Source organism: Sphingopyxis sp. J-6 (assembly GCF_046603995.1).
In the GTDB taxonomy this organism is placed as follows: domain Bacteria; phylum Pseudomonadota; class Alphaproteobacteria; order Sphingomonadales; family Sphingomonadaceae; genus Sphingopyxis.
The window spans coordinates 3555736-3578329 of record NZ_CP145810.1; the positions used below are offsets into that span (position 1 = coordinate 3555736).

27 protein-coding genes are annotated in these 22594 nt (G+C 65.9%); 14 read left to right on the plus strand and 13 right to left on the minus strand.

Features of this window, described 5'->3' with window-relative positions:
* Positions 1-36 precede the first annotated feature (36 nt).
* From V6U71_RS16955 to V6U71_RS16985, 7 genes are all read left to right on the plus strand, one after another.
* Positions 37-2811 carry a helicase-related protein gene (locus V6U71_RS16955; RefSeq protein WP_411342370.1) on the plus strand — a complete coding sequence of 925 codons (2775 nt, stop codon included), beginning with the start codon at positions 37-39 and terminating at the stop codon, positions 2809-2811.
* Between the two features lie 265 nt (positions 2812-3076).
* Positions 3077-3433, plus strand: coding sequence for an RNA-binding S4 domain-containing protein (locus tag V6U71_RS16960; protein WP_411339546.1), 357 nt, complete (start codon positions 3077-3079; stop codon positions 3431-3433).
* 111 nt (positions 3434-3544) lie between these two features.
* Positions 3545-3883, plus strand: a complete 339-nt coding sequence (gene fdxA / locus V6U71_RS16965) for a ferredoxin FdxA (RefSeq protein WP_054589035.1) — start codon at positions 3545-3547, stop codon at positions 3881-3883.
* A 136-nt stretch (positions 3884-4019) separates the two neighbouring features.
* The gene (locus V6U71_RS16970) at positions 4020-4670 is read left to right on the plus strand and encodes an ATP-dependent Clp protease proteolytic subunit (RefSeq protein WP_054731189.1); all 651 of its coding nucleotides are present in this window, start codon (positions 4020-4022) and stop codon (positions 4668-4670) included.
* Between the two features lie 312 nt (positions 4671-4982).
* The gene (gene clpX, locus V6U71_RS16975; protein WP_054589037.1) at positions 4983-6251 is read left to right on the plus strand and encodes an ATP-dependent Clp protease ATP-binding subunit ClpX; all 1269 of its coding nucleotides are present in this window, start codon (positions 4983-4985) and stop codon (positions 6249-6251) included.
* Entirely contained in the window at positions 6251-6832 is a 582-nt protein-coding gene (locus V6U71_RS16980; protein WP_411339547.1) for a hypothetical protein, read from the plus strand. Before clpX ends, V6U71_RS16980 begins: the two co-directional genes overlap by 1 nt.
* A gap of 275 nt (positions 6833-7107) precedes the next feature.
* On the plus strand, positions 7108-10536 hold the full coding sequence (locus V6U71_RS16985; RefSeq protein WP_411339548.1) for a TonB-dependent receptor: 3429 nt from the start codon (positions 7108-7110) through the stop codon (positions 10534-10536).
* 76 nt (positions 10537-10612) lie between these two features.
* Here V6U71_RS16985 and V6U71_RS16990 read toward each other — a convergent pair whose 3' ends face one another.
* From V6U71_RS16990 to V6U71_RS17035, 10 genes are all read right to left on the minus strand, one after another.
* The gene (locus V6U71_RS16990; RefSeq protein ID WP_411339549.1) at positions 10613-11023 is read right to left on the minus strand and encodes a SufE family protein; all 411 of its coding nucleotides are present in this window, start codon (positions 11021-11023) and stop codon (positions 10613-10615) included.
* 93 nt (positions 11024-11116) lie between these two features.
* On the minus strand, positions 11117-11374 hold the full coding sequence (locus tag V6U71_RS16995) for a hypothetical protein (RefSeq protein WP_054589041.1): 258 nt from the start codon (positions 11372-11374) through the stop codon (positions 11117-11119).
* Positions 11375-11400: 26 nt separating this feature from the next.
* Complete coding sequence (locus V6U71_RS17000) at positions 11401-11670, minus strand: hypothetical protein (protein ID WP_411339550.1); 270 nt, start codon at positions 11668-11670, stop codon at positions 11401-11403.
* A gap of 40 nt (positions 11671-11710) precedes the next feature.
* Positions 11711-11959 (minus strand): hypothetical protein, encoded by a 249-nt coding sequence (locus V6U71_RS17005; RefSeq protein WP_054589043.1) that lies wholly within the window; start codon positions 11957-11959, stop codon positions 11711-11713.
* Positions 11960-11973: 14 nt separating this feature from the next.
* Complete coding sequence (locus V6U71_RS17010) at positions 11974-12291, minus strand: hypothetical protein (protein WP_054731196.1); 318 nt, start codon at positions 12289-12291, stop codon at positions 11974-11976.
* A 12-nt stretch (positions 12292-12303) separates the two neighbouring features.
* Complete coding sequence (locus V6U71_RS17015) at positions 12304-12603, minus strand: hypothetical protein (RefSeq protein WP_411339551.1); 300 nt, start codon at positions 12601-12603, stop codon at positions 12304-12306.
* A 50-nt stretch (positions 12604-12653) separates the two neighbouring features.
* Entirely contained in the window at positions 12654-13034 is a 381-nt protein-coding gene (gene pspC / locus V6U71_RS17020) for an envelope stress response membrane protein PspC (protein ID WP_054731198.1), read from the minus strand.
* A gap of 1 nt (position 13035) precedes the next feature.
* Complete coding sequence (gene pspB, locus V6U71_RS17025; RefSeq protein ID WP_054589047.1) at positions 13036-13311, minus strand: envelope stress response membrane protein PspB; 276 nt, start codon at positions 13309-13311, stop codon at positions 13036-13038.
* Positions 13312-13323: 12 nt separating this feature from the next.
* The gene (gene pspA / locus V6U71_RS17030; protein WP_054731200.1) at positions 13324-13986 is read right to left on the minus strand and encodes a phage shock protein PspA; all 663 of its coding nucleotides are present in this window, start codon (positions 13984-13986) and stop codon (positions 13324-13326) included.
* 105 nt (positions 13987-14091) lie between these two features.
* Positions 14092-14223 (minus strand): hypothetical protein, encoded by a 132-nt coding sequence (locus tag V6U71_RS17035; RefSeq protein WP_257720436.1) that lies wholly within the window; start codon positions 14221-14223, stop codon positions 14092-14094.
* A 177-nt stretch (positions 14224-14400) separates the two neighbouring features.
* Here V6U71_RS17035 and pspF point away from each other — a divergent pair, with 177 nt between their 5' ends.
* Complete coding sequence (pspF, locus tag V6U71_RS17040) at positions 14401-15426, plus strand: phage shock protein operon transcriptional activator (protein WP_411339552.1); 1026 nt, start codon at positions 14401-14403, stop codon at positions 15424-15426.
* A gap of 119 nt (positions 15427-15545) precedes the next feature.
* Here pspF and V6U71_RS17045 read toward each other — a convergent pair whose 3' ends face one another.
* Positions 15546-16067 carry a hypothetical protein gene (locus V6U71_RS17045; protein WP_411339553.1) on the minus strand — a complete coding sequence of 174 codons (522 nt, stop codon included), beginning with the start codon at positions 16065-16067 and terminating at the stop codon, positions 15546-15548.
* 227 nt (positions 16068-16294) lie between these two features.
* Between V6U71_RS17045 and rplU the strand changes: the two genes are divergently transcribed.
* The 3 genes from rplU (at position 16295) to V6U71_RS17060 (ending at position 17932) form a co-directional block, all read left to right on the plus strand.
* Positions 16295-16780, plus strand: a complete 486-nt coding sequence (gene rplU, locus V6U71_RS17050; protein WP_411339554.1) for a 50S ribosomal protein L21 — start codon at positions 16295-16297, stop codon at positions 16778-16780.
* A gap of 46 nt (positions 16781-16826) precedes the next feature.
* Complete coding sequence (gene rpmA / locus V6U71_RS17055; protein WP_242771518.1) at positions 16827-17096, plus strand: 50S ribosomal protein L27; 270 nt, start codon at positions 16827-16829, stop codon at positions 17094-17096.
* A 239-nt stretch (positions 17097-17335) separates the two neighbouring features.
* Complete coding sequence (locus V6U71_RS17060; protein ID WP_411339555.1) at positions 17336-17932, plus strand: GNAT family N-acetyltransferase; 597 nt, start codon at positions 17336-17338, stop codon at positions 17930-17932.
* 31 nt (positions 17933-17963) lie between these two features.
* On the opposite strand, the gene V6U71_RS17065 is transcribed toward V6U71_RS17060, so the two are convergent.
* Positions 17964-18551: a DUF937 domain-containing protein gene (locus V6U71_RS17065; protein ID WP_411339556.1), complete on the minus strand. Its 588-nt coding sequence runs from the start codon at positions 18549-18551 to the stop codon at positions 17964-17966.
* 177 nt (positions 18552-18728) lie between these two features.
* Here V6U71_RS17065 and V6U71_RS17070 point away from each other — a divergent pair, with 177 nt between their 5' ends.
* The 3 genes from V6U71_RS17070 to V6U71_RS17080 all read left to right on the plus strand — a co-directional run bounded on the left by V6U71_RS17070 (position 18729) and on the right by V6U71_RS17080 (position 22103).
* Entirely contained in the window at positions 18729-19148 is a 420-nt protein-coding gene (locus tag V6U71_RS17070) for a DUF3597 domain-containing protein (protein WP_054731212.1), read from the plus strand.
* A gap of 289 nt (positions 19149-19437) precedes the next feature.
* Positions 19438-21189 (plus strand): DUF885 domain-containing protein, encoded by a 1752-nt coding sequence (locus V6U71_RS17075; protein WP_411339557.1) that lies wholly within the window; start codon positions 19438-19440, stop codon positions 21187-21189.
* Positions 21186-22103, plus strand: coding sequence for a DUF2268 domain-containing putative Zn-dependent protease (locus tag V6U71_RS17080; RefSeq protein WP_411339558.1), 918 nt, complete (start codon positions 21186-21188; stop codon positions 22101-22103). The genes V6U71_RS17075 and V6U71_RS17080 overlap by 4 nt, the downstream gene beginning before the upstream one ends.
* Here the strand turns inward: V6U71_RS17080 and V6U71_RS17085 are convergent.
* Entirely contained in the window at positions 22100-22549 is a 450-nt protein-coding gene (locus V6U71_RS17085; RefSeq protein ID WP_411339559.1) for a hypothetical protein, read from the minus strand. The genes V6U71_RS17080 and V6U71_RS17085 overlap by 4 nt on opposite strands.
* Between the last annotated feature and the right edge of the window lie 45 nt (positions 22550-22594).

Below are 22594 nucleotides of genomic sequence, written 5' to 3' on the forward strand. Positions count from 1 at the left end.
GCGGACGCGCCGCATGCCAGCGTGAGAATCAAGACAATGACGTCATCCTCTTCCCACCCGGTCAAGGCTGTCCTTGGCCCCACCAACACCGGCAAAACCCATTTGGCGGTCGAGCGTCTGACCGCCCGGTCGAGCGGCATGATCGGCTTTCCGCTGCGCCTGCTCGCGCGCGAGGTTTACGACCGCGTCGTCGCCATCAAGGGCGCATCGCAAGTCGCCCTTATCACCGGCGAAGAGCGGATCATGCCGCCCGAGGCACGCTATCTGCTCGGCACGATGGAGGCGCTCCCAGTCGAGCGCGACGTCGCCTTTGTCGGCATCGACGAAGCGCAGCTCGGCGCCGATCCCGAACGCGGCCATGTCTTCACCGATCGGCTGCTCCGCGCCCGCGGCCGCGAGGAAACAATGATCCTCGGTTCGGCGAGCATCAAGGGGCTGGTCAAGGGGCTCGTACCCGAGGCCGAAATCATCACCCGCCCGCGCTTCTCGACGCTGAGCTATGCGGGGTCGTCGAAGCTGTCACGGCTGCCCAAACGCTCCGCCATCGTCGCCTTTTCGGCCGAAGAGGTTTACGCGATCGCCGAAATGCTGCGCCGTTTCTCGGGCGGCGCGGCGGTGGTGATGGGGGCATTGAGCCCGCGGACGCGCAACGCCCAGGTCGCGATGTTCGAGGCGGGCGAGGTCGATTATCTCGTCGCGACCGATGCGATCGGCATGGGGCTGAACCTCGACGTCCAGCATGTCGCCTTCGCGAGCCTCCAGAAATTCGACGGGCGCCGGCTGCGGCGGCTGACGATCGCCGAAATGGCGCAGATCGCCGGCCGCGCCGGGCGCCACCAGCAGGACGGCAGCTTCGGCACCATCGGCCTGCCGCAGGGCGGCTTCACGCCCGAGGAAATCGCCGCGATCGAGGGGCATCATTTCCCGCCGCTCGCCAGCCTGTTCTGGCGCGAGCCCAACCCCGGCTTCGGCTCGCTCGACCAGTTGCTTGCCGACCTCGCTCGCCCGCCCGCCGACCCGTTGCTGCGCGCCGCGCCCGAAGCGGTCGATGTCGCGGTGCTCAAGCATCTGGCGGGCGACATGCAAGTACGCGCGCGCGGCGGCGATTTCGATGCCGTCCAGCGCCTGTGGGACGTCTGCGGCCTCCCCGATTTCGAACAGCTCGGCGCCGAACATCACAGCCGCACGGTGTTCAAGCTGTGGCAGTGGCGGATGCAGGGCGACGGGATGATCGACCCCGACTGGTTCGCGCGCCGCCTCGCACGGCTCGACGATGTCGAGGGCGACATCGACCAGCTCGCGAGCCGGATTGCCGCGGTGCGGACGCTGTGCTTCATCGCGCAGCGCGGCGACTGGCTCGCCGGTGCCGCCGGCTGGACCGAACAGACGCAATTGCTCGAATCGCGATTGTCCGACGCGCTGCACGCCGCGCTGGCCCAGCGCTTCGTCGACCGCCGCCTTGCCTTGCTGCTGCGCGACGCGGGGCAGCGGAACGCCGCCTTGCCGGTTGCGGTCGGCCCCGACGGCACCGTCGCGGTCGACGGCGAAGCGATCGGGACGCTGAAAGGCTTTCAGTTCAAGGTCGACCCGGTGGCGCGGGCAAGCGACCACAAGATGCTGCTGGCCGCAGCCGAGAAACATCTGCGCGCCGAGTTCGCGCGGCGCGCGACGGCGCTGGCCGAGGGCGAGGACGGCGCGCTGGCGCTCGTCGCCGAACCGGGCACGCCGCCGCGCCTTGCCTGGCACGGCCATGTCGTCGCGTCGCTCGCCAAGGGACCGACGCTGGTCCAGCCGTCGATCCAGATCGAGCCCGCGCTCCGCCGGCTCGAACCCGCGCAGGTGCAGGCGATCGTCGAGCGGCTCCAGAAATATGTCGCGCAGCAGCTCGCGCGCCATGCGGGACCGCTCGCCGCGATGGGCGCCGCCGCGGGCGACCTGTTCACCCCGCCGCGCGTGCGCGCGTTGCTCGCGGCGATGACCGACGGCAGCGGGCTGATCGCCCGCGCGGCGGTCGACGAACAACTCGCGGCGATCAGCGCCGACGAGCGGCCGCAGCTTCGCAAGCTCGGGCTGACCATCGGCTCGCTCGACATCTTCCATCCGCAATTGCTGAAGCCCGAAGCGGTGCGTTGGCGCGCCGCGCTGATCGCCGCGCAGCAGGGCACGCCCGTCCCCGCCCTGCCCCCGCACGGCGCGGTCTGGCAAAAGGATGGCGCGGCCGTCGGGCTGGGTATCGCGGGTTTTCGCCGTTGCGGCACCGGGTGGCTGCGCATCGACATGGCCGAACGGCTCGCGCGTCAGGCGCATGCCGCGCGGCTGCAGGCGGCCGCGCCGCCGACCGCGCCGATCGCCGGGGGCGGCGAAGAGCATGGCGGGGATCACCATGGCGAGGATGCCGGGGAAGGCGCCTCGGCGGTCGTGGCGCCCGGCTTTGCGATCGACGCCGCGCTGGCGACCTCGCTCGGCCTCGACGGCGAAGCGCGGCGCGCGCTCCTGCAAAGCGTCGGCTTCCGCCCGATCGGCGACCCGGCGCTCGAACGCTGGCGCTGGTCGGGGCTGAAAAGTGCCGACAAGCGCGGGCGCGGCAAGCATCGTCCGTCCCGGCACAAGGGCGGTGCGCCCGCACGCACCGGCAATGAGGCCCAGCGTCCACCGGTCAAGCATGGCAAGGGGTCGCGGCCGCAACCCGGCAAACCGCCGAAAAACGGTCACCGGCCGCCGCAAGGCAGCGCGCCCCAGCGCCGTGGCCCCTCGCCGAACAGCCCGTTCGCCGGTCTTGCCGCGCTCCTCGCGGGCGCTCGCGAGGATTAGGGCCTGTGCTCCCACACCACACCGTCGAGGCGCCCAAATGGCGAACAGATCGGTCCCAAAGACGCGCCGGGAAGGCTGGTTGCCTTTCCAAGCGGCTTTCGGGTCGAGATGGAAGCCATTTGGGCGTCCCGCAGGGATTTGATCAAAATGGCCCATTGCTTCGTCGAGAAGTCTCGAAATATCGACATATGTCTTCGCCTTCGCTCCTCGCACTGAGCCATTTTGCTTCAAACCTCGACGGTGTGGTGTGGGAGCACAGGCCCTAATGGCGAGTCCGGGCGCCGCGGGCAGCATCCGGCTCGACAAGCTGCTCTGGTACCTGCGCTTCGCGCGTTCGCGCAGCCTTGCGCAGGCGATCGTCGCAGCGGGGCATATCCGCCTCGACGGACGGCGGGTGACGCGCTCGTCGTGCGCGGTCCACGTCGGCCAGACGCTTGTCCTGCCTGTCGGCGAGCGGATCGAGGTGATCCGGCTGCTGTCGCTGCCCACCCGCCGCGGTCCGGCGAGCGAGGCGCAGGCCTGCTATCGCAAGCTCGACGCCGACGCCTCGCCCACCACTCCGGCTATCAGCGACGATGGAAATACTGTCCTCGCAAACCGCACCGGCAGCCCTATCGAGTGAGAGTGATTCGCAACTGTCGCTTAGCGTTGACGCGCCGCACTCGCGCGGCATAGAGGCAGCCGATATGAGAGCCTGACGGCCCGATTGCCGTCATCTGAGGGAGCCGAACCCATGACCTATGTCGTCACCGATGCCTGCGTCCGTTGCAAATATATGGACTGCGTCGAGGTCTGTCCGGTCGACTGTTTCTATGAGGGCGAGAATATGCTCGTCATCAATCCCAACGAGTGCATCGACTGCGGCGTGTGCGAACCCGAATGCCCCGCCGAGGCGATCCTGCCGGACACCGAGAGCGGCCTCGAAAAATGGCTGGAAGTGAACACCAAGTTCAGCGCCGAATGGCCGAACATAACGGTCAAAAAGGACAGCCCGGCGGACGCCGACGAGTTCAAGGGCGTCGATGACAAGTTCGACAAATATTTCTCGCCCGAACCGGGCGAAGGCGACTGACCAACACCAGGGCGGGAGTTTCCCGCCCTTTTTTTGCCCCCTTGAAACCGTCCGGCTTGGCGCCGATGTAGGATGGCGGAGGGGCAGCCCGCCGGTCCTCGGCAGGGCAACCCGGATAACGAAGGACGAATTCCCAATGATCGACCCGCTCGCCGCCCTTGTTCCCGTCGTCGTCGAACAGACGAGCCGCGGCGAACGCAGCTTCGACATTTTCTCTCGCCTGCTGCGCGAACGGATCATTTTCGTCACCGGCGAGGTCGAAGACAATATGGCGTCGCTGATCACCGCGCAGCTCCTGTTCCTCGAATCGGAAAATCCGAAGAAGGACATCTTCATGTACATCAACTCGCCGGGCGGGGTTGTGACGGCGGGCATGGCGATCCACGACACGATGCAATATATCCGCCCGCGCGTCGGCACTTTCTGCATCGGTCAGGCCGCGTCGATGGGCAGCTTCCTGCTCGCGGCGGGCGAGCCCGGCATGCGCGTCGCGCTGCCCAACGCCCGCGTCATGATCCACCAGCCCTCGGGCGGCGCGCGCGGCATGGCGTCGGATATCGAGATCCAGGCCCGCGAAATCCTGCGCATCCGCAAGCGGATGAACGACCTTTACGTCAAATATACCGGCAAGCCGCTGAAAGAGATCGAGAAGGCGATGGACCGCGACACCTTCCTCGAAGCCGAGGAAGCCAAGGAATTCGGCCTCGTCGATCACGTCTTCGGCTCGCGTCCGGCGGTCGACGGCGAGACCGGCGCCGCGACCCAGAGCGAGGGCCCGACGCCCTGATTCGATAACCGGGCGGCACCGGCCCGCTCCCCCACCGCCCGACGACGACGCGTGGCGTCGGAGGGCCTCCCAACAGCGTATCCTGAAATGGGAGGCCCTCCGACGCCACGCGTCGTCGTCGGGCGGTGGGGGAGCGGGCCGGTGCCGAACCCAGCAAAGAAACGCTAACCGCGTTTCTTGACACCCCTTTTGCCGCACCATGCTATTGGGTGACATTGAAGCCATGTCACCCAATTGCCATATTGTAATCGGGTGGCGGCGGACTAGGATAAAGACGGCAGCGCCCTTTTGGCGTCTGCCAGAGGACGATATATGACCAAATTGAGCGGCTCGGACAGCAAGAGCACTCTTTACTGCTCCTTCTGCGGCAAGTCGCAGCACGAAGTCCGCAAGCTGATTGCCGGACCGACCGTGTTCATCTGCGACGAATGCGTCGAGCTGTGCAACGACATCATCCGCGAAGAGATCAAGGGCGGCGTCGCCGCACGCAAGGACGGCGCAGTGCCGACGCCGCTGGAAATCTGCCAGCATCTCGATGCCTATGTGATCGGCCAGAACAAGGCCAAGCGTGTGCTGTCGGTCGCGGTCCACAACCATTACAAGCGCCTTGCCAATTCGGGCCGCGGCGAAGATGTCGAACTGGCGAAATCGAACATCCTGCTCGTCGGCCCGACCGGCAGCGGCAAGACATTGCTCGCGCAGACGCTCGCGCGCTTCCTCGACGTGCCCTTCACCATGGCCGACGCGACGACGCTCACCGAAGCCGGCTATGTCGGCGAGGATGTCGAGAACATCATCCTGAAGCTGCTGCAGGCCAGCGACTATAATGTCGAAAAGGCGCAGCGCGGCATCGTCTATATCGACGAGATCGACAAGATCAGCCGCAAGGCCGAAAATCCCTCGATCACCCGCGACGTGTCAGGCGAAGGCGTGCAGCAGGCGCTGCTCAAGCTGATGGAAGGCACGACCGCGAGCGTCCCGCCGCAGGGCGGCCGCAAGCACCCGCAGCAGGAATTCCTGCAGGTCGACACGACGAACATCCTGTTCATCGCCGGCGGTGCCTTCGCCGGCCTCGAAAAGATCATCGGCGACCGCCTGCAGGGCAAGTCGATCGGTTTCGGCGCGCATGTCGCCGGCCCCGACGAGCGCCGCGCGGGCGAGACGCTGAAGCAGATCGAGCCCGAGGATCTGCTGAAGTTCGGCCTGATCCCCGAATTCGTCGGCCGCCTGCCGGTCATCGCGACGCTCGAGGATCTCGACGTCGACGCGCTCGTCAAGATCCTCGGCGAACCCAAGAATGCGCTGGTCAAGCAGTATAAGAAGCTGTTCGATCTGGAAGAGGTCGCGCTGACCTTTACCGACGACGCGCTGGTTGCGGTCGCCAAGAAGGCGATCGAACGCAAGACCGGCGCGCGCGGGCTGCGCTCGATCGTCGAGGCGATCCTGCTCGACACGATGTTCGACCTTCCCGACCTCACCGACGTCGTCGAGATCGTCGTCGACAAGGATGTCGTCGAGGGCCGCAAGGACCCGGTGCGCGTCTATGCCGACAAGGCGAAGGAAGCCGGCGACGCCGCCTGATGTTGCGCGCGGCGCGTCTGGCACTCGCCGCAGCGATCCTCGCTGCGGCGGCGCCCGTCCGCGCCGAACCGGTCAGCATCCCGATCGCCGAGGTCGTCGATTCGACGGAGGTCCGGCGCGAAGGCGATGCGATACGCCACCTTGCCGCGCAATATCTGTTTCCCGCCCGACTGGGGCAGATGCCGGCGCGCAAGTTGATCGTCTACGCGCCGGGCAATATCTCCGTCCAATATACGCTGCGCGGCGGCGGGAACGGCGACGGCTGGATCGATCTTTTCGTTTACCGGCCCGATGAAGGCACGCTGGCGGACGAGGCGCAATCGCTCCAAGCGCTGCTGATCGAACGCTATCAAGGCACGCCGCTCCCGACCCCGCAAGGCTTCACCGACCCCGACGCACCGGTGATGAGCGGATGGTATGACGCCGAGATCGGCGGCAAACCCTATCTCACTTATTACCAACTCGCCCGGCACGGCGACTGGGCCGTGAAGATACGGTTCAGCATGCCGCGCGATGGGGCGGATGACGTGCGGTCGCGCGCGGCAGAAGCGCTTGCCGATGCGCCGACGCGGTGGCGCTGAGGCGCCACGGACGGTCCTCACCGAGTCGTCACCGAGGCATGTTGCAACGCAGCAACAGTAGCTGAAAAAAACGCATGAGCGTTTTCCGATATTAACCACGTCCGGACGCAAACCCCGTGGTTTTCCCGCCTGCGGCAGAACGGGTCGTCGCACCTCGCTTGCCCCGTCAGAACCGCTGTAACAGCCGTGCCACATGCGGGCTTCAGGGGCGCTCGCAGGTGAAGCGCATCCCCCATATTTGCGCGCCTGCCCAATGCAATAAGGGACATTGTGACATGAAACTCCGTTATTCGATCGCCGCGAGCCTGATGGCGATCGGCGCCGCAACCGCGCTTGCCGCCCCCGCCCAGGCCCAGCAGATCACGACCGGCATCCAGGGCCAGGTCAGCGATGACAGCGGCGCCGCGATCGGCGGTGCGACCGTCGTCGTCACCGACACCCGCACCGGTGCCGCACGCACGCTGACGACCGGCGCCGACGGCCGCTTCAACACCTCGGGCCTGACGACGGGCGGTCCCTACACGGTGTCGGTCACCGCCGATGCGTTCGAAGGCCAGACCCTCCAGAACATCTACACCACGCTGCAGGGCAGCACCGACCTTGCCTTCTCGCTCACCTCGGGCGGCGGCGAGATCGTCGTCACCGGCAGCCGCGTCCGCGTCACGCAGCTCGAGGTCGGTCCCGGCACCAGCTTCTCGACCGAGATCCTGACCGCTGCACCGTCCTTCAATCGCGACGTCCGCGACATCATCCGCCTCGACCCGCGCGTCAGCCTCGACCGCGACGACGGCGGCTCGGGCGTCGATCGTATCTCGTGCCTCGGCGGCAACGACCGCGGCAATGCCTTCACCGTCGATGGCATCAGCCAGGGCGACATCTACGGGCTCAACGACACGGGTTTCTCGTCGCGCAGTTCTACCCCGATCCCTTATGACGCGGTGCGCGAAACGCAGGTCCAGTTCGCGCCGTTCGACGTCGATTACGGCGCCTTCACGGGCTGCGCGATCAACGTCGTCACCAAGTCGGGCACCAACGATTATCATTTCGGCGGCTTTTTCGAATATGCCGACAACGGCATGCGCGGCGACAAGGTGAAGGGCGAGCCGGTCGCGCCGATCGAAGCCGAAAAGCGCTGGGGCGCCTGGCTGAGCGGCCCGATCATCAAGGATCGCCTGTTTTTCTTCGGCGCCTATGAGCATCAGGAAGCGGGCCAGTCGCAGGACGACGGTCCGGCCGGCGCGGGCTATCCCAACGAGCTGGCCGGCGTGCCGGTCGATGCCTTCAACGAAATTTCGGACGTTCTGAGCAGCGTTTACGGCATCGAGACCGGCCCGCTGGTCCGCAGCCGCCCCTATGAGAACGACCGCTATTTCGGCCGCCTCGACTGGCAGGTCAACGACGACCACCGCCTCGAACTGACCTATCAGCGGCTCGAGGAAGCCACGACGCGCGCCGACGATTTCAGCACGACGGCGAGCAATCCGCGCGTCACCGGCCTCAACACCTTCTACCTCAGCGGCACCAAGTCGGACTATTATTCGGCGCGCCTCTATTCGCAGTGGTCGGACGAATTCTCGACCGAATTGCGCTATTCGCATTCGAAGGTCACCGACCGCCAGGACCCGATCGGCGGCGGCGAAGCGCAGTCGGACAACCCGATCCCGCGCATCATCGTTGGCGTCACCCAGGGCGAAGGCGATGACGCAATCTATGGGCAGGTGCTCGCCGGTCCGGGCTTTTCGCGCGCCGCCAACGACCTGCGCACCAAGGTCGATGCCTTCCGCGCCGTCGCCAAGCTCGACAAGGGCGCGCACCAGTTGAAGGTCGGGTTCGAAATGAACCGCGCCGACCTGTTCAACCTGTTCGTCCAGAATGCGACCGGAACGCTGTACTTCCAGGATGTCGATGCACTGCGCGAAGGGATTTTGAACGGCGGCACGCTCACCAATCCCACCGCCGAGCAGATCGGGCTCGGCGATTCGGTCGGCGCCGAGGGCAATTTCACCGCCACCGGCGACGTCCGCGACGCCGCGGCGGCGTTCAAGCGCACGACCTTCTCGATCTTTGCGCAGGACGACTGGGAAATCAGCGACCGGCTGAATGCCGTCGTCGGCGTCCGCGCCGACTGGTATTCGGGCGGCCAGCCGAAGCTCAACCCCCTGTTCCTCCAGCGCTACGACTTCCCGAACACGACCGGGTTCAGCAACCTCGACCCGATCATCATGCCGCGCTTTGCGCTGACCTATGACATGGACGATTTCGCGGTGTTCGGCCGGCCGAAGCTGACCGCCGGCGTCGGCATCTTCTCGGGCGGCGACCCGCTCGTCTGGTTCGGCAACGCCTTCCAGAACGACGGCCGCGGCTTCGCCACCGGCACGACGACCGATGCGGCCTGCGGTACCGACCCGATCGACGTCGTCACGGGCGGCCAGTTCACCGGCGTCCCCGGCTGCTTCCAGGAGTCGGCATCGGCCAACGCCGCGGCGGGCCGCGGCGATACGCAGTCGATCAGCCCGAATATCCGGATGCCGTCGGTGCTGCGCGCCAATATCGGCTTCACGTCGGAGCTGAACTTCGCACCTTCGGGCTTCTTCAGCGGCTGGAACCTGAACCTCGACTATATCTACAGCAAATATCGCAACCCGTTCACGCTGGTCGATCTGTCGCAGACGGTGAACCCGGCGCTCGGCATCGACGGCTACACCGTCGACGGTCGCCCGATCTATCGGGCGATCGATGCCAACAACGCGGGCTGCACCGCCCAGCTGGTCGGGCTCAACCCCGCCCCGGTCTGGGAGAATGTCAACGCCGTCTGCTTCGACACCGGCCGCGACGACGAACTGCAACTGACCAACGGCCCGGGTTTCCGCAGCCACATCGCGTCGGTCATCCTGTCGAAGACCTTCGGCGGGGGGCTGTTCACCGAAAACGGCTCGGTCGATTTCAGCCTCGGCTACAGCTACACCGACGCGCAGGATCGCCGGAGCATGTACAACTCGACCGCCGGGTCGAACTATGACCTCGTCGCCGCGTTCGACCGCCAGAACCCCGCGGCATCGCGCGGCTTCTACAGCAGCAAGCACAATATCTCGGCGAACCTCTCGTTCCGCGAGGAGTTTTTCCCGGATCTGTCGACGCGCTTCGGCATGACCTTCGTCGCCCGGTCGGGCCGCCCGTACAGCCTGACCTTCACCGGCGGCGGGGTGTTCAACGACAGCGCCTCGGGCTTCGAAAACGCGCTGCTGTATCTGCCCACGGGCATCGACGATCCGAATATCTCGGCCGCGTCGAACATGGATGCGGTGCGCGAACTGGTCGCCTTCACCAGCGGTCTCGGCTGCGCCAAAAAGTATCTGGGGCGCACGATCCCGCGCAACAGCTGCTCGAACGACTGGTATTTCGACCTCGATCTCAGCTTCTCGCAGGAGTTGCCGGGGCCGGGCCGCCTGTTCGGCAAGCAGGACAAGATCAAGCTCTATGCCACGATGGACAATTTCCTGAACTTCCTCGACAGCGACTGGAACGTCCAGAAGCGCCGCAACTTCGCGGGGCTGCAGGATATCGCGACCGGGGGCGTCGATACGGCGACGGGCCAGTATATCATCAGCGGCTTCAATGGCGTCGATGCTTTCAACGACGACAACCAGATCAACGTGTCGTCGTCGGTGTGGCGCCTGAAGATCGGTGTGTCGTACGAATTCTGATCACCGCCGCTCGCGGCACAGGATCGGGCGCGGAAGGAAACTTCCGCGCCCTTTTTTTGTCGACCAAGAAGGGCGGTCAGCCCGCGGCGATGCGGCGCGCGGTATCCTGAACGAGCGCAATCATATTGGGGACGCCCTGCGTGCGGTTCGACGAGAGCTGGCGCGTCAGGTCGAAGGGGGCGAGCGCGGCGGCGACGTCCATCGCGGCGACCTCGGCCGCCGGCCGGTCCTGCACCGCCGCCAGCACCAGCGCGACGATGCCCTTGGTGATCGCGGCATTGCTGTCGGCGAGGAAGTGAAGGCGGCCGTCGTCCTGCGGCACCGGATAGACCCAGACGCTCGCCGAACAGCCGCGCACCAGCGTCGCGTCGGTCTTGAGCGCGTCGGGCATCGCCTCGAGGGTGCGGCCGAGCTCGATCAACAGGCGATAGCGGTCGTCGCCGTCGAGAAAGTCATATTCGTCGAAAATGTCGGAGAGGCTGCGCATCGCAGCGCCAGTGGCAGATTTGTCGCCGCGGCGAAAGTCCCGCGTCGCCCCAGCAAGGGAAGGGGGCGACGCGGATCGGTGCGGGGCGGACCGTTACAGGTCGACGCCGGCCGCGATGGCTTCGAGCTTGCGCAACCGTTCCTTGAGGTCGGCGATCTCGATCCGCGACCCGGCATGCGGGACGGCGGGGTCCTGCGGCATGCTGTGACCGGCGGCGAGTTCGTCGCGCTTCAGCGCGATCCAGTCACGCCAGCCGCGCAGCGCGACGAGGCTGATGATGGTGAGCGCAGCCAGCGCGACGGTCGCGACCAGCAGGTTGGCACCGAGTTCGGAAGCGATGATGGTGGCCATGGGTCGGCTCCTTCTTCGTCACGGGGTCAGGGGTGAGACCGGTCGCGCAGCCGCTCGATCTCTTCGTCGAGCGTCGCCGCGCGGTTATGGTCGGTGGCGATGCGTTCGAGCACCTGGATCCGCTCCTTCAAGGCGCGGATTTCGGACTGCAAAGCCTTGGTTTCGGCATCCTGATTCTGATTGCCGACGAAATATTCCCCGCCGCGGTGGTCGCGGCGCACGCCGTATTTCGCGCGGATGATGCTGCCGATCGTCACGATGAGGACGATGCCGATCACCATTTCAAAGGGGTTCATGGGAGGATCCTTTCCTTCTTATCGTTGCTCGTCTGTCGTTTCAGTTCAGCGGCGCGTCGCGTAGCTTTTCGATCTCTTCGGCGACATCGACGCCGCGATCGGTGGCGATGCGTTCGAGAACGCGGACGCGCGCCTCCAGCCGTTCGGTCGCAGCGGCATATTGGGCCGCCTTTTCGGCGGTCGCCGCGGCCTGCACCTCGATCATCTTCTGCTGATGCTTCGACCAGAAGATGAAGCCGGCGAGCAGAAAGGGCGCGAGCGGCACGAGAATCCAGATGGTGTCACCCATGGTCTATCTCCCGATCAATTCGCGGGGCGCCGCAGCGCCTCGATCTCGCTGGCGACGCGGTGGCTTTCGTCGGTGACGATCCGTTCGACCACCGCGAGCCGGTCCTTCACCGAACCGAGTTCGGCGCGAAGCTGGGCATTTTCCTGGCTGATGAGCTTGACCCGCTCCATCGCCTCGTCGCTGGTCTTCGGATAGACCGCCTTGCCCCAGCTGTTTTCAAGCGGGTAGCCGTTCTTGACGCGGAGCCAGGTGGTGAAGACCCATCCCGCCACCCCGGCCAGGCCGACGATCGCGGCGACGGGGGCAAGGACATTGAGGGCATCGAGGTTCATGATATTTCCCTTTTAGCGCAGGCGGTCGATCTGGTCCGCGAGCTGCGCGGCCTGACCGTAATTTTCGGTTGCGATGCGTTCGAGCACCGAAATCCGCTCTTCGAGCCGGCCGATCTGGCTGGCGAGCTTGGCATTGTCGTCGGTCAAGAGCTTGATTTTTCGATCAGCGTCGGGGTCGGTTCGATGAACCGTGCCACCCCATTCATTCTCGACCGGATAGCCATGCTTGGCGCGGATCCAGGTGGTGAACATCCAGCCGCCGATCGACAATGCGATGATGGCGAGGACAAACCCGGTACCACCGAAATTCATCTGTCTTCTCCCTGTTGCCGCTGCCCGTCCCTGCCCGATCGGTGCCCGGATTAGCGGAGCGCGTCGATCTCGTCGGCGAGGCGGCGATTGTGGCTGGTGTAATAAAGCTCGATGTCGGCAAGCCGGCGATCGATGTCGCGGAAGCGCGAGCGGATGTCGCGGGTCGAGGCGCTGGGGTTCGAGCGAACTCCCTGCCAGAATTTCGCTTCCTCGTTCGAGCCATAGAGCGCGAAGGGCTTCGGCGTTCCCATCCAGGCGACCATCCAGTAGGCGATCAGCGTCCAGGGAAAGCCGCCCATCAGCGTCAGCAGCACCGCGCCGACACGGACCCAGAGCACGTCGATCCCGCTATAGTCCGCGATCCCGGCGCACACGCCGCTCCATTTGGCGTTCTGCTTGTCGAGATAGAATTTGGTGCGGCTGGCAGACATTTCAGTTCCTCCTGCTCATATTCTCAAGCTGCGCCAGATCCTCATCGCTGCGCACCGCGGGGCGAAAGTCGGGATGGTCGGCGCTGATAATGCGTTCCACGGTATGAAGACGATTCTCAAGCCTCCGAGCCGTATCGTAAAGTTCGTCGAGGAGCTGTTCGTCTTCTCCGGTCAGCGTCTTGGCCTGTTTCCACTTGGTGATGTAGTGGAGGATCAGCCAGGGCAGACCGAGGAAGAGCGTGCCGATGACGATCGGGACGATGATGATTTCTTCCATCGGTCCGGCTCCTTAATTCTTGCCCTGCGCGGCCTTCAGCGCGGCGAGCTCGTCGGCGACCTTGTCGGCGGCCTGCAGTTCGGCGATCTCTTCGTCGAGCGACTTCTTGTAGCCGAGACCCAGCGCATCGGCGCGGCCTTCGGCTTCGTCGACGCGGCGTTCGAGGATTTCGAAGCGCGAGAAGGCGTCTTCGACGCGGTCGCCGTTGGTCATCTCGCGCAGCTTGTAGCGGTTCTCGGCGCTTTCGAGGCGGTTGACGACGCTCGACTGGCGGGCGCGGGCTTCCGAAAGCTTCTTCTGCAGCTTGGCGATGTCGGCTTCATAGCCTTTGAGCGCGTCGTCGAGGACGGCGATTTCGGCCTTCAGCTTCTCGGCCATGTCGCCGGCCTTCTGCTTTTCGACGAGCGCGGCGGTGGCGAGGTCTTCGCGGTCCTTCGACAGCGCGAGTTCGGCCTTTTCCTTCCAGCTGTCCTGCAGGCTTTCGAGCTTGGCGATGTGGCGGCGCATTTCCTTCTGGTCCGCGATCGTGCGGGCGGCGGAAGCGCGGACTTCGACGAGCGTTTCGTTCATCTCGAAGATGATCTGGCGGATCATCTTTTCGGGATCTTCGGCCCGGTCGAGCAGGTCGGTGACGTTGGCGGCAATGATGTCGCGGGTGCGTGAAAAAATACCCATCGGGAAACTCCTGTCGAAAATCTTGAGACCTTGTTGGTTGTCTGCGTAAAAAATGCCGGTGCCGGAGCGGGGCAAGGGGGGAGAGTGCCCCGGCACCGGTGCCGGTCAGGCCGTGAGGCTGACCGCCGGGGTTGTTGCAGCGGCGACCTGCGGCTGATCGATCACCCCGACGAGGATAGCCAGCGCTCCGACCGCGCTGAACGCGAAAGTGGCGGCATGGGCAAACATCATCTTCATGGTTCGATCTTCCTTGGCTCTTGCTGCACCGGTGCATGTTGCGCCGGTTCGTCATATTCTATGCAGAGGCCGTGCCAATTGGCGCGAACCGCAGAAAATGGCCGAACTTCACACTGAATTGCCCATTTTGGCGAATTTCCCTTGCCAATCAGCGGGAAATTTTGCCAATCATTGGGAATGGAGCGCGAAACGCAGTTCATCGGCCAATCGGCCGCCTTTCAGGACGCGGTCGAGCGCGCCAGCCAAGCGGCGACACTCGACCGCCCGGTGCTGGTGATCGGCGAGCGCGGGACCGGCAAGGAATTGATCGCCGAGCGCCTGCACCGGCTGTCGGCACGGTGGGATCGCCCCTATGTGATCATGAACTGCGCCGCAATGCCCGAGACGCTGATCGAATCCGAACTGTTCGGGCACGAGGCGGGCGCCTTTACCGGCGCGACACGGACGCGCGCCGGGCGCTTCGAGGAAGCCGACGGCGGTACGCTGTTCCTCGACGAGCTGGCGACGATGTCGATGGGCGCGCAGGAGCGGCTGCTGCGCGCGGTAGAATATGGCGAGGTGACGCGCGTCGGCTCGTCGCGCCCGATCCGCGTCGACGTGCGTATCGTCGCGGCAACCAACGAGCACCTGCCGGCACTGGTCGACGAGAACCGCTTTCGCGCCGACCTGCTCGACCGACTGTCGTTCGAGGTAATCACCCTGCCCCCGCTGCGCGCGCGCGAAGGCGATATCGAGGTGCTCGCCACCTATTTCGGCCAGCGCATGGCGGCGGTGGTCGGCTGGGAAGAATGGCCCGGCTTCGGCCCGCGCGCGCTCGCGCAGATGGAGGGGCATGACTGGCCCGGCAATGTTCGCGAACTGAGGAACGTCATCGAGCGCGCCATCTATCGCTGGCACGAGCCCGAAAAGCCCGTCGACGCGCTGAGCTTCGATCCTTTTGCCAGCCCGTGGCAGCCGGTGCACCGCGCGGCGGCGAAGGCCGCGAGCGCGCCAACTTCACCGGCCGAATCGCCCGCCCCTGCCGCGTCGCCGCCCTCGGGCCCGGTCAGCGACCTGCGCGGCGCGGTCGATGCCTATGAAAAGCAGATCCTGTCGGACACGATGGCGCGGTGCCGTTTCAACCAGAAGGTCGCGGCCGAGGCCTTGGGGCTCAGCTATGACCAGATTCGCCATGCGCTGAAGAAGCACGGCTTGAATCAGTAGAAGAATGCCGCCGCCCCCGCGCAGGCGAGGGCCGCTATCGGCCTCACGTGCCATGTCCCGTAAAACGCCAACGGCCCCCGCCTGCGCGGGGGGCGACGTACACCGTGGTGGCCCGGTAGTTACTGTCCGGGCAATGCCGCGCTCAGCGCCTGCAAGATCGCATCCTGCGCCGATTCCATTTCGGCGATCCGGTCGCGCAGCGCATAAATGTCGGGCAGGCCGTCGACCGCTTCGTCGACGGTGCGTTCGATATAGAGCCGGTCGATGTCGGCGAGCGCCCCCGAAAGCGGCGCTCGCGCCGCGGTGAGGCGCGAGATCGCCTGTTGCGCGACGACCCAGCGCTCGCTGGCGACCGGCGCACCCGCGGCGGCCGCGACGAGCGCTGCGGTGGCGTCGCGTTCGGCGGCGAAGGCCTGTTGCCCGCTGGCCGCATCGGCTTCCCAGCGCGCGAGGCGCCCAGCGAGATCCGACGGCAGCGGCCCGGGCGGCGGAATCACGATAGCCGGCGGGGCGACATCGAACCGCCCCTCGATCGGCCGCTTGGCGAGCGAGGGCGCCTGCGTCTGCTGCGCCGCGGCGCAGGCCACGAGCGACAGCGATGCCGGCATTGCAAAACTCAGCAAAAGAAGGGCGCGCTTCATAATCGCTCCTGATATGGGCGGGCGGTCCGGGCAGCAAGGGCGAATCGCCGCGCAGCCATCGTGATCGCACCGGCCGCCGCAAAACCGCAAAAAGCGCGGAAATATGCGGTTGACAGCGGCGCACTGGGACGTTAGTGGCGCTGACTTTCCCGCATGCCGGAAAAATCGCCTGCTTCGGCGGGTGACTGGCAGCGCGGGTGTTTTAGTTTCTGATTGGATGGAAGACCATGTTCGCAATCGTGCGCACGGGCGGCAAGCAGTATCGCGTCGCCGCTGGAGACAAGATCGCCGTTGAAAAGATCGACGGCGAAGCTGGCGACACCGTGTCGCTGGGCGACGTCCTGCTGGCCGGTGACGGCGGCGAAGTGAAGGACGCCAAAGGTCTGACGGTTTCGGCCGAGATCATTGCCCAGACGCGTGGCGAAAAGGTCATCGTCTTCAAGAAGCGCCGCCGGCACAATTACCGCCGCCGCAACGGTCACCGCCAGTCGCTGACGCTGCTGCGCATCCTTGCCGTCGGCGAAGCCAAGAAGGCCGCGCCGAAGAAGGAAGCCGCCCCGAAGGAAGAGGCCAAGGCCGCTCCCGCCGCGGACGCTCCGAAGACGGAAGCCGCTCCCAAGAAGGCCGCCGCCCCCAAGGCCGAAGCCGCTGACAAGGCGCCCGCCGAAAAGAAGCCCGCCGCCAAGAAAGCGGCCCCCAAGAAGGAAGCCTGAGCGCGGCAACGCAGCTCGGCCCCAAGCGAAACAAGGAGTTTAGGTCATGGCACATAAGAAAGCAGGCGGTTCTTCGCGCAACGGTCGCGACTCAGCCGGCCGTCGCCTTGGCGTGAAGAAGTTCGGCGGTCAGGAAGTGATCGGCGGCAACATTATCGTGCGCCAGCGCGGCACCCGCGTCTATCCGGGCGTCAACGTCGGCATGGGCAAGGACCACACGCTGTTCGCCACCGCCGACGGCCGCGTCCGATTCCACGACGGCAAGCTCGGCCGCAAATATGTATCGGTCGACATGATGGCCGAAGCCGCCGAATAAGGACGATCGCCGACGGGTCGTCCATCCAAGGGATGACCCGGAGCTGTCCTTTCCGCCCAGCGGAAACAAGGTTCGAAAAGAGGGAGACGGGTCACCCCGTGGCTCCCTTTTTTCTTGTCCCGGCTCTGCCGCGCCGGATTTCAGACCTGAAAACAGGGCGTTCCATCTCCCTCTCTATCGATTGTCGTCAAAGCGTCACCATCTGGCGCCAAGGCGACAGGCACTGGGAGTTTGAAAAGATGTTCGCGCGTACCGAAAGACTGTTGCTGCGGCCCGGCTGGCTGGAAGACGCCCCCGCGCTCGCAAAGGCGATCGGCGAGGAAGCGGTGGTCCGCAATCTCGCGACCGCGCCCTGGCCTTATGACGAAACGCAGGCCCGGGAATTCCTCGGCCAGCCGATCGATCCCGACCAGCCGCGGTTCCTGATCTTCGCCCGCACCGGCGGCGCCCCGCGCCTTGTCGGCGGCTGCGGCATTTCGCCGAGTCCCGAGGACGGCCTCGAAATGGGTTATTGGATCGCACGTCCCTATTGGGGGCTCGGCTTCGCAACCGAGGCCGGGCGCCAGTTGGTCCGCATCGCGCGGGCGATGAACCTGCCGAAGCTGTCGGCGGGGCATTTCGTCGACAATCCGGCCTCGGGCGCCGTGCTGCGCAAGCTCGGCTTCCGGCCGACCGGCAAGGTCGCCCAGCGCTACAGCCTGGCGCGCGGCGGCAATGCAGCATGCGCGCTGTTCGAGGAAGGCGATGGTGACGGCAGCGATGCCGTCACCCCCATGCGCGGCCGCGTCACCGTCGAAGAGGATTTCCGCGAGGATATCCGGTTGATGGCGGCCTGATTATCCCCTCCCGCCGGCGGGAGGGAGCGGCCTAGCCGCGCATCTTGTTCACCATGCCCATGATGTCGTCGAGCGGGTTGCCGTCGCCATCCATGTCGAGCATTTTGCCCAGACCGCCGAGACTCCCGCCGAGGCCGCCTGCCGACGGCGCCGCGCCGCCACCGACCGCGCCGCCGAGCACATTGCCGATCAGGTCGCCGAGGCCGCCGCCGCCCGACTCGCCGCCCTGCTTGGCCATATAGCCGGCGACCATCATCGCGAGGATCGGCAGCATCTTCTTGAGCAGTCCCGAATCGAGCCCGGTCTGCGCCGCCGCCTGCCCGGCGACGGTGCGGCTGACGTCCTTCGACCCGAAAATCTGCCCGAGTACATCATTACCCTGGTCGACCGGGGTCGGCTGCGACCCCAGCACCGAGTCGAGCAGGCCGCCGCCGCCAAGCTGGCCGAGCAGGCCGCCGAGCCCCTCGATGCCGCCCGATTGCGCCTGTTTCTTGAAGCCGCCGAGGATCGCGGGGAGCAAAGCCTCGGCGCCTTGCCGCGCCATCGCGGGCGGCACGCCGAGTTCGCTGGCCATCGATTCGATGCCGCCGGCCTGCTGCAATATGTCGGTGAGGTTCATTATCGGGTCTCCCACTTTGGCACGGATCGAACCGGGCCGATGCGGGTTAGTATAGCAGCGCGCGGGCGGACGGCGAGCCGTTCATTTGGCTGTCATTTCCAGAGGCATAGTCCTAGCCTGCGGCCATACGACTCGCCCCGTCCGGGGCGGGCCGCATCATCCAGTGGGAGCAAATCGATGAGCATTTTCGGCAAGATCAAGGACGCGATTTTCGGCAAGAAGGCGCAGGCTGCCGAGCCCGCCGCCCCCGCGACGCCGGCGGCCGGTTCGGTCGGCGCGGCGCTCGACGCGGCAACGAGCGCGATGGCTTCGGCAGCGGCGGCGCCCGCCCCGATCAGCGAAGTCGATGTCGAAGCGATCCTGTCGGCGGAGGCCGCCAATGCCGGCCAGCCGCTCAACTGGCGCACCTCGATCGTCGATCTGATGAAGCTGCTCGGCATCGACCCGAGCCTCGACAACCGCAAGGCGCTGGCGCAGGAACTCGGCTATACCGGCGAACTCAACGGCAGCGCCGAGATGAACATCTGGCTGCACAAGGCGGTGATGCGCGAACTCGCGGCCAACGGCGGCCGGGTGCCCGCCGATCTGACCGACTGACGTCAGAGGACTGACAAACGGTCGATAAAATTCGACGGGGGGTCGGGAAGGCAAAGGCTTTCCCCGACCCCTTTTCGTTGACCGCCGCGCGGGCGTGCCTAGACAGGTTTCACAAGAAACAAAGTCGCAAGGGAGCGCGCGCGTGGACAATTATTTTTCCGGCCCGGTCAACCGCCGTCAGACACTGGCCACAATCGGAGCGGCAGCGACCGCGACCTTATTGGCGGGGTGCATGCACGACCCCCAAGATCCCCGTTATCGAGCACCCATGACACCGGGGATGCCCCCCATGGAACCCGACCCGACCGAAGCGGCGAACCAGTTGCTGACATCGATCGCCGACAATCTGCTCGCCCATTCGCCCGAGGGGGCGACCTCGCTCGGCATCGACACCGGCGACCGCGCCGCGATGCGCGGGCAGCTCGGCGACCGGTCGCCCGCTGGGCAAAAGGCGCTGGCCGAGACGCTGAAGACCGACCTCGCGCGCGTCCGCGCCGCCTATACCGGCGGGCTCGACCATGCGACACGGACCAGCCTTGCGGTGGTCGAAAGCGCCTATGGCGTCGCGCTCGACGGCTTTGCCCAACCCTATGGCGACGTCGCGGTCGGCGGCTGGCGCAACACGCCCTATGTCGTGATCCAGAATGTCGGCGCCTATCTCGACGTGCCGAAGTTCCTCGACAGCGACCATCCGGTGAAGAGCGCCGCCGACGCCGAAGCCTACCTCGCGCGCTTGGGCGCCTTTCCCGGCGTGCTCGACGGCGAGACCGAACGGCTGAAGGCCGCGGGCGCGCAAGGGCTGATCGCCCCCGCCTTCCTGATCGACAAGGCGGTCAAGCAGATGGAAGCGAGCCTTGCCGACGCGAAGGCGGGCGGATCGATGGTCGAAAGCCTCGTTCGCCGGGCCGGTGAAGCGAAGATCGCCGGCGACTGGAACGCCCGCTCGGCAAAGGTCGTCCAGGGCCCGGTCGCCGCGGCGCTCGAACGCCAGCTCGCCGAGATGAAGGCGCAGCGGCCGAAGGCGGTGATGGACGCCGGCATGTGGGCGCGTCCGGGCGGTGACGAATTCTATGCCTGGGCGCTGCGCGCCTCGACGACGACGCGCATGACCCCCGACGAGGTCCATGCGATGGGCCGCGCCGAACTCGCCGAACTCCACGGGCGGATGGACCCGATCCTGAAGAAGATCGGCTATAGCGAGGGATCGGTCGGCGACCGGATGAACGCGCTCGCCAAGGACCCCAAATATAAGTTCCCCGACAATGACGCCGGCCGCGCCGAGATCGTCGCCTATATCCAGACCTGGCTCGGCAAGATCCGCGCCGAACTGCCGCGCGCTTTCCGCACGCTGGGCAAGGGCAATGTCGAAGTGAAGCGGCTGCCGCTGGCCGAGGAGCCCGGCGCGCCCGCCGCCTATGGCGGCGCGGGGTCGATCGACGGCAGCATTCCGGGGCGCTTCTGGATCAACCTGCGCACCACCGAACTGCACAGCAAATATTCGCTTCCCGACCTCACGATGCACGAGGCGATCCCCGGCCATGCCTGGCAGGGCGAATATGCGAACAAGATGCCGCTCATCCGCACGATGCTGGCGTTCAACGCCTATTCGGAAGGCTGGGGGCTCTATGCCGAGCAGCTTGCCGACGAACTGGGCCTGTACGACGATTTCGAGGTCGGCCGCCTCGGCTATCTGCAGTCGCTGGCCTTCCGCGCCTGCCGCCTCGTCGTCGACACCGGCATCCACGCCAAGCGCTGGACGCGCGAGCAGGGCGTCGAATTCTTCGTCAGGGAGAATGGCTCGAATCCGCTCGAGGTAGCGAGCGAGGTCGATCGTTATTGCAGCTGGGTCGGACAGGCGTGCGGATACAAGGTCGGGCACAGCGAGATCGTCCGCCAGCGCGGCCGCGCGCAGACGGCGCTCGGCGCGAAATACGACCTGCGCGATTTCGACAATGTCGTCGTCGACGGCGGCAATGTGCCGCTCGACGTGCTCGCCAAGAATGTCGACGAATATATCGCGAAAGGCGGAGCGAAGGCGTGATCCGGCCGATTGCGGCCGCGCTGGCGGCGCTGCTGTCGGGTAGCGCCGGCCATGCGGTCGAAGCGGCACCGCGCGTCGCGATCGTGACGTCGGATGTCGACCGCTTCTATACGCTCTATGACGATCCGGCGCTGGCCGCCGACCCCGAGCGGCTGGCGGCACGCTATCTCGCCGACCCTTCGCCGGGATTGGTCGAGTTCATGGCGCTGCGCCGGATTACGCCCGAAAAGCTGGCCGCGGCGCTGCGCGACAAGCCGCAGGTCTTCAAGGACGCGCGCGGCTGCGCGGCAAAGCTTCCCAACGTCCGCGCGCGCCTCGTCGCCGGGACCGATCAACTCGCGCAAATCTATCCCGCCGCGAGCTTTCCACCGATCACCGTCGCGATCGGCCGCGCAACGACGGCAGGGACGGCCAACGCGAAGGGGCTCTACATCGGTCTCGAAGCCCTGTGCGCCGCGAAGTTCATCGAAGCCGACGACGAGGATCGTTTCGTCCACGTTATCGCGCACGAATATGTCCACGCCCAGCAGCCGCTCGCACAGATTGAGGATCGCGAAGAATCGGTCCTGCGCGCCGCACTCGTCGAAGGTGCCGCCGAATTTATCGCCGAACAGATGAGCGGCTCGGTCGGCTATCCGCTGCTTCATATATGGGCAAAGGGGCGCGAGAAGGAATTGGAGACGGCGTTTCTTGCCGAAAAGGACGCCAAGGCGATCGGCTCGCGCTGGCTTTATAACCAGCAGGGCAGCGACGGCTGGCCGGGCGACCTTGGCTATTGGGTCGGCTACCGCGTCGCCAAAAGCTATTACAACCGCGCCTCCGACAAGGCCGCAGCGATCAAGGCGATCATCGAGATGCGCGACCCCGCCGCCTTCCTCGCGGAAAGCGGCTGGACGCCGGGGATCGAGCTTTAGGCCGGGAACGGCGCGAGGTCAGGTTCGACGAAGCCGCGCCGCGCCGCGACCGAAAAGAGCAGGTCGCGGCTGTAGAAGCGCAAGGGCCAGTCGCGGCGACCGACGTCGGAGAGCAGCATCGCGTTCACCCGCCCCGCCAGTCCGGTCTCGGCGGTTTCCGCCAGGAAAAGCCGCACCCCCGCGACATAGGCGCGGGTGATGCTGTCGTGATAACCCTGCGTGTCGTCGTTCACGCCGCCGACGCTCTCGTTATAGCGGCTGATGATGGTCGCGATCTCGGCATCGATGTCGATGTCGGGGCGTTCGCTGACGAGCCAGAGGCAGGCGCCGAGATGCGCCTCGTGTGTCCACGCCTCGCGCGGCAGGGTGCGCGCGAGCAGGCCGATGCCGATCGCGCGGATATCTTCGTCGCGCTCGAACAGGCGCGGGCTGTAATCGGTGGTCATCGGTCCGGTCCTTCCGGGTGATGGAGCACCCGGAAGTTTCCGGGT

Excerpts from the sequence above, each read along its gene's own strand:
- pspC (WP_054731198.1), bottom strand. The coding sequence starts at position 13,034 with ATGTCTGCCAGCCGCACCAAATTCTATCTCGACAAGCAGAACGCCAAA.
- V6U71_RS17070 (WP_054731212.1), top strand. The coding sequence starts at position 18,729 with ATGAGCATTTTCGGCAAGATCAAGGACGCGATTTTCGGCAAGAAGGCG.
- V6U71_RS17035 (WP_257720436.1), bottom strand. The coding sequence starts at position 14,223 with ATGAAGATGATGTTTGCCCATGCCGCCACTTTCGCGTTCAGCGCGGTC.
- V6U71_RS16960 (WP_411339546.1), top strand. The coding sequence starts at position 3,077 with ATGGCGAGTCCGGGCGCCGCGGGCAGCATCCGGCTCGACAAGCTGCTC.
- V6U71_RS16970 (WP_054731189.1), top strand. The coding sequence starts at position 4,020 with ATGATCGACCCGCTCGCCGCCCTTGTTCCCGTCGTCGTCGAACAGACG.
- V6U71_RS16985 (WP_411339548.1), top strand. The coding sequence starts at position 7,108 with ATGAAACTCCGTTATTCGATCGCCGCGAGCCTGATGGCGATCGGCGCC.
- V6U71_RS17015 (WP_411339551.1), bottom strand. The coding sequence starts at position 12,603 with ATGAATTTCGGTGGTACCGGGTTTGTCCTCGCCATCATCGCATTGTCG.
- clpX (WP_054589037.1), top strand. The coding sequence starts at position 4,983 with ATGACCAAATTGAGCGGCTCGGACAGCAAGAGCACTCTTTACTGCTCC.
- pspF (WP_411339552.1), top strand. The coding sequence starts at position 14,401 with ATGGAGCGCGAAACGCAGTTCATCGGCCAATCGGCCGCCTTTCAGGAC.
- pspB (WP_054589047.1), bottom strand. The coding sequence starts at position 13,311 with ATGGAAGAAATCATCATCGTCCCGATCGTCATCGGCACGCTCTTCCTC.
- rpmA (WP_242771518.1), top strand. The coding sequence starts at position 16,827 with ATGGCACATAAGAAAGCAGGCGGTTCTTCGCGCAACGGTCGCGACTCA.
- V6U71_RS17085 (WP_411339559.1), bottom strand. The coding sequence starts at position 22,549 with ATGACCACCGATTACAGCCCGCGCCTGTTCGAGCGCGACGAAGATATC.
- V6U71_RS17010 (WP_054731196.1), bottom strand. The coding sequence starts at position 12,291 with ATGAACCTCGATGCCCTCAATGTCCTTGCCCCCGTCGCCGCGATCGTC.
- V6U71_RS17065 (WP_411339556.1), bottom strand. The coding sequence starts at position 18,551 with ATGAACCTCACCGACATATTGCAGCAGGCCGGCGGCATCGAATCGATG.
- V6U71_RS16990 (WP_411339549.1), bottom strand. The coding sequence starts at position 11,023 with ATGCGCAGCCTCTCCGACATTTTCGACGAATATGACTTTCTCGACGGC.
- pspA (WP_054731200.1), bottom strand. The coding sequence starts at position 13,986 with ATGGGTATTTTTTCACGCACCCGCGACATCATTGCCGCCAACGTCACC.
- V6U71_RS16955 (WP_411342370.1), top strand. The coding sequence starts at position 37 with ATGACGTCATCCTCTTCCCACCCGGTCAAGGCTGTCCTTGGCCCCACC.
- V6U71_RS17005 (WP_054589043.1), bottom strand. The coding sequence starts at position 11,959 with ATGGGTGACACCATCTGGATTCTCGTGCCGCTCGCGCCCTTTCTGCTC.
- V6U71_RS17075 (WP_411339557.1), top strand. The coding sequence starts at position 19,438 with ATGGAACCCGACCCGACCGAAGCGGCGAACCAGTTGCTGACATCGATC.
- fdxA (WP_054589035.1), top strand. The coding sequence starts at position 3,545 with ATGACCTATGTCGTCACCGATGCCTGCGTCCGTTGCAAATATATGGAC.
- V6U71_RS17000 (WP_411339550.1), bottom strand. The coding sequence starts at position 11,670 with ATGAACCCCTTTGAAATGGTGATCGGCATCGTCCTCATCGTGACGATC.
- V6U71_RS16980 (WP_411339547.1), top strand. The coding sequence starts at position 6,251 with ATGTTGCGCGCGGCGCGTCTGGCACTCGCCGCAGCGATCCTCGCTGCG.
- V6U71_RS17045 (WP_411339553.1), bottom strand. The coding sequence starts at position 16,067 with ATGAAGCGCGCCCTTCTTTTGCTGAGTTTTGCAATGCCGGCATCGCTG.
- rplU (WP_411339554.1), top strand. The coding sequence starts at position 16,295 with ATGTTCGCAATCGTGCGCACGGGCGGCAAGCAGTATCGCGTCGCCGCT.
- V6U71_RS17060 (WP_411339555.1), top strand. The coding sequence starts at position 17,336 with ATGTTCGCGCGTACCGAAAGACTGTTGCTGCGGCCCGGCTGGCTGGAA.
- V6U71_RS16995 (WP_054589041.1), bottom strand. The coding sequence starts at position 11,374 with ATGGCCACCATCATCGCTTCCGAACTCGGTGCCAACCTGCTGGTCGCG.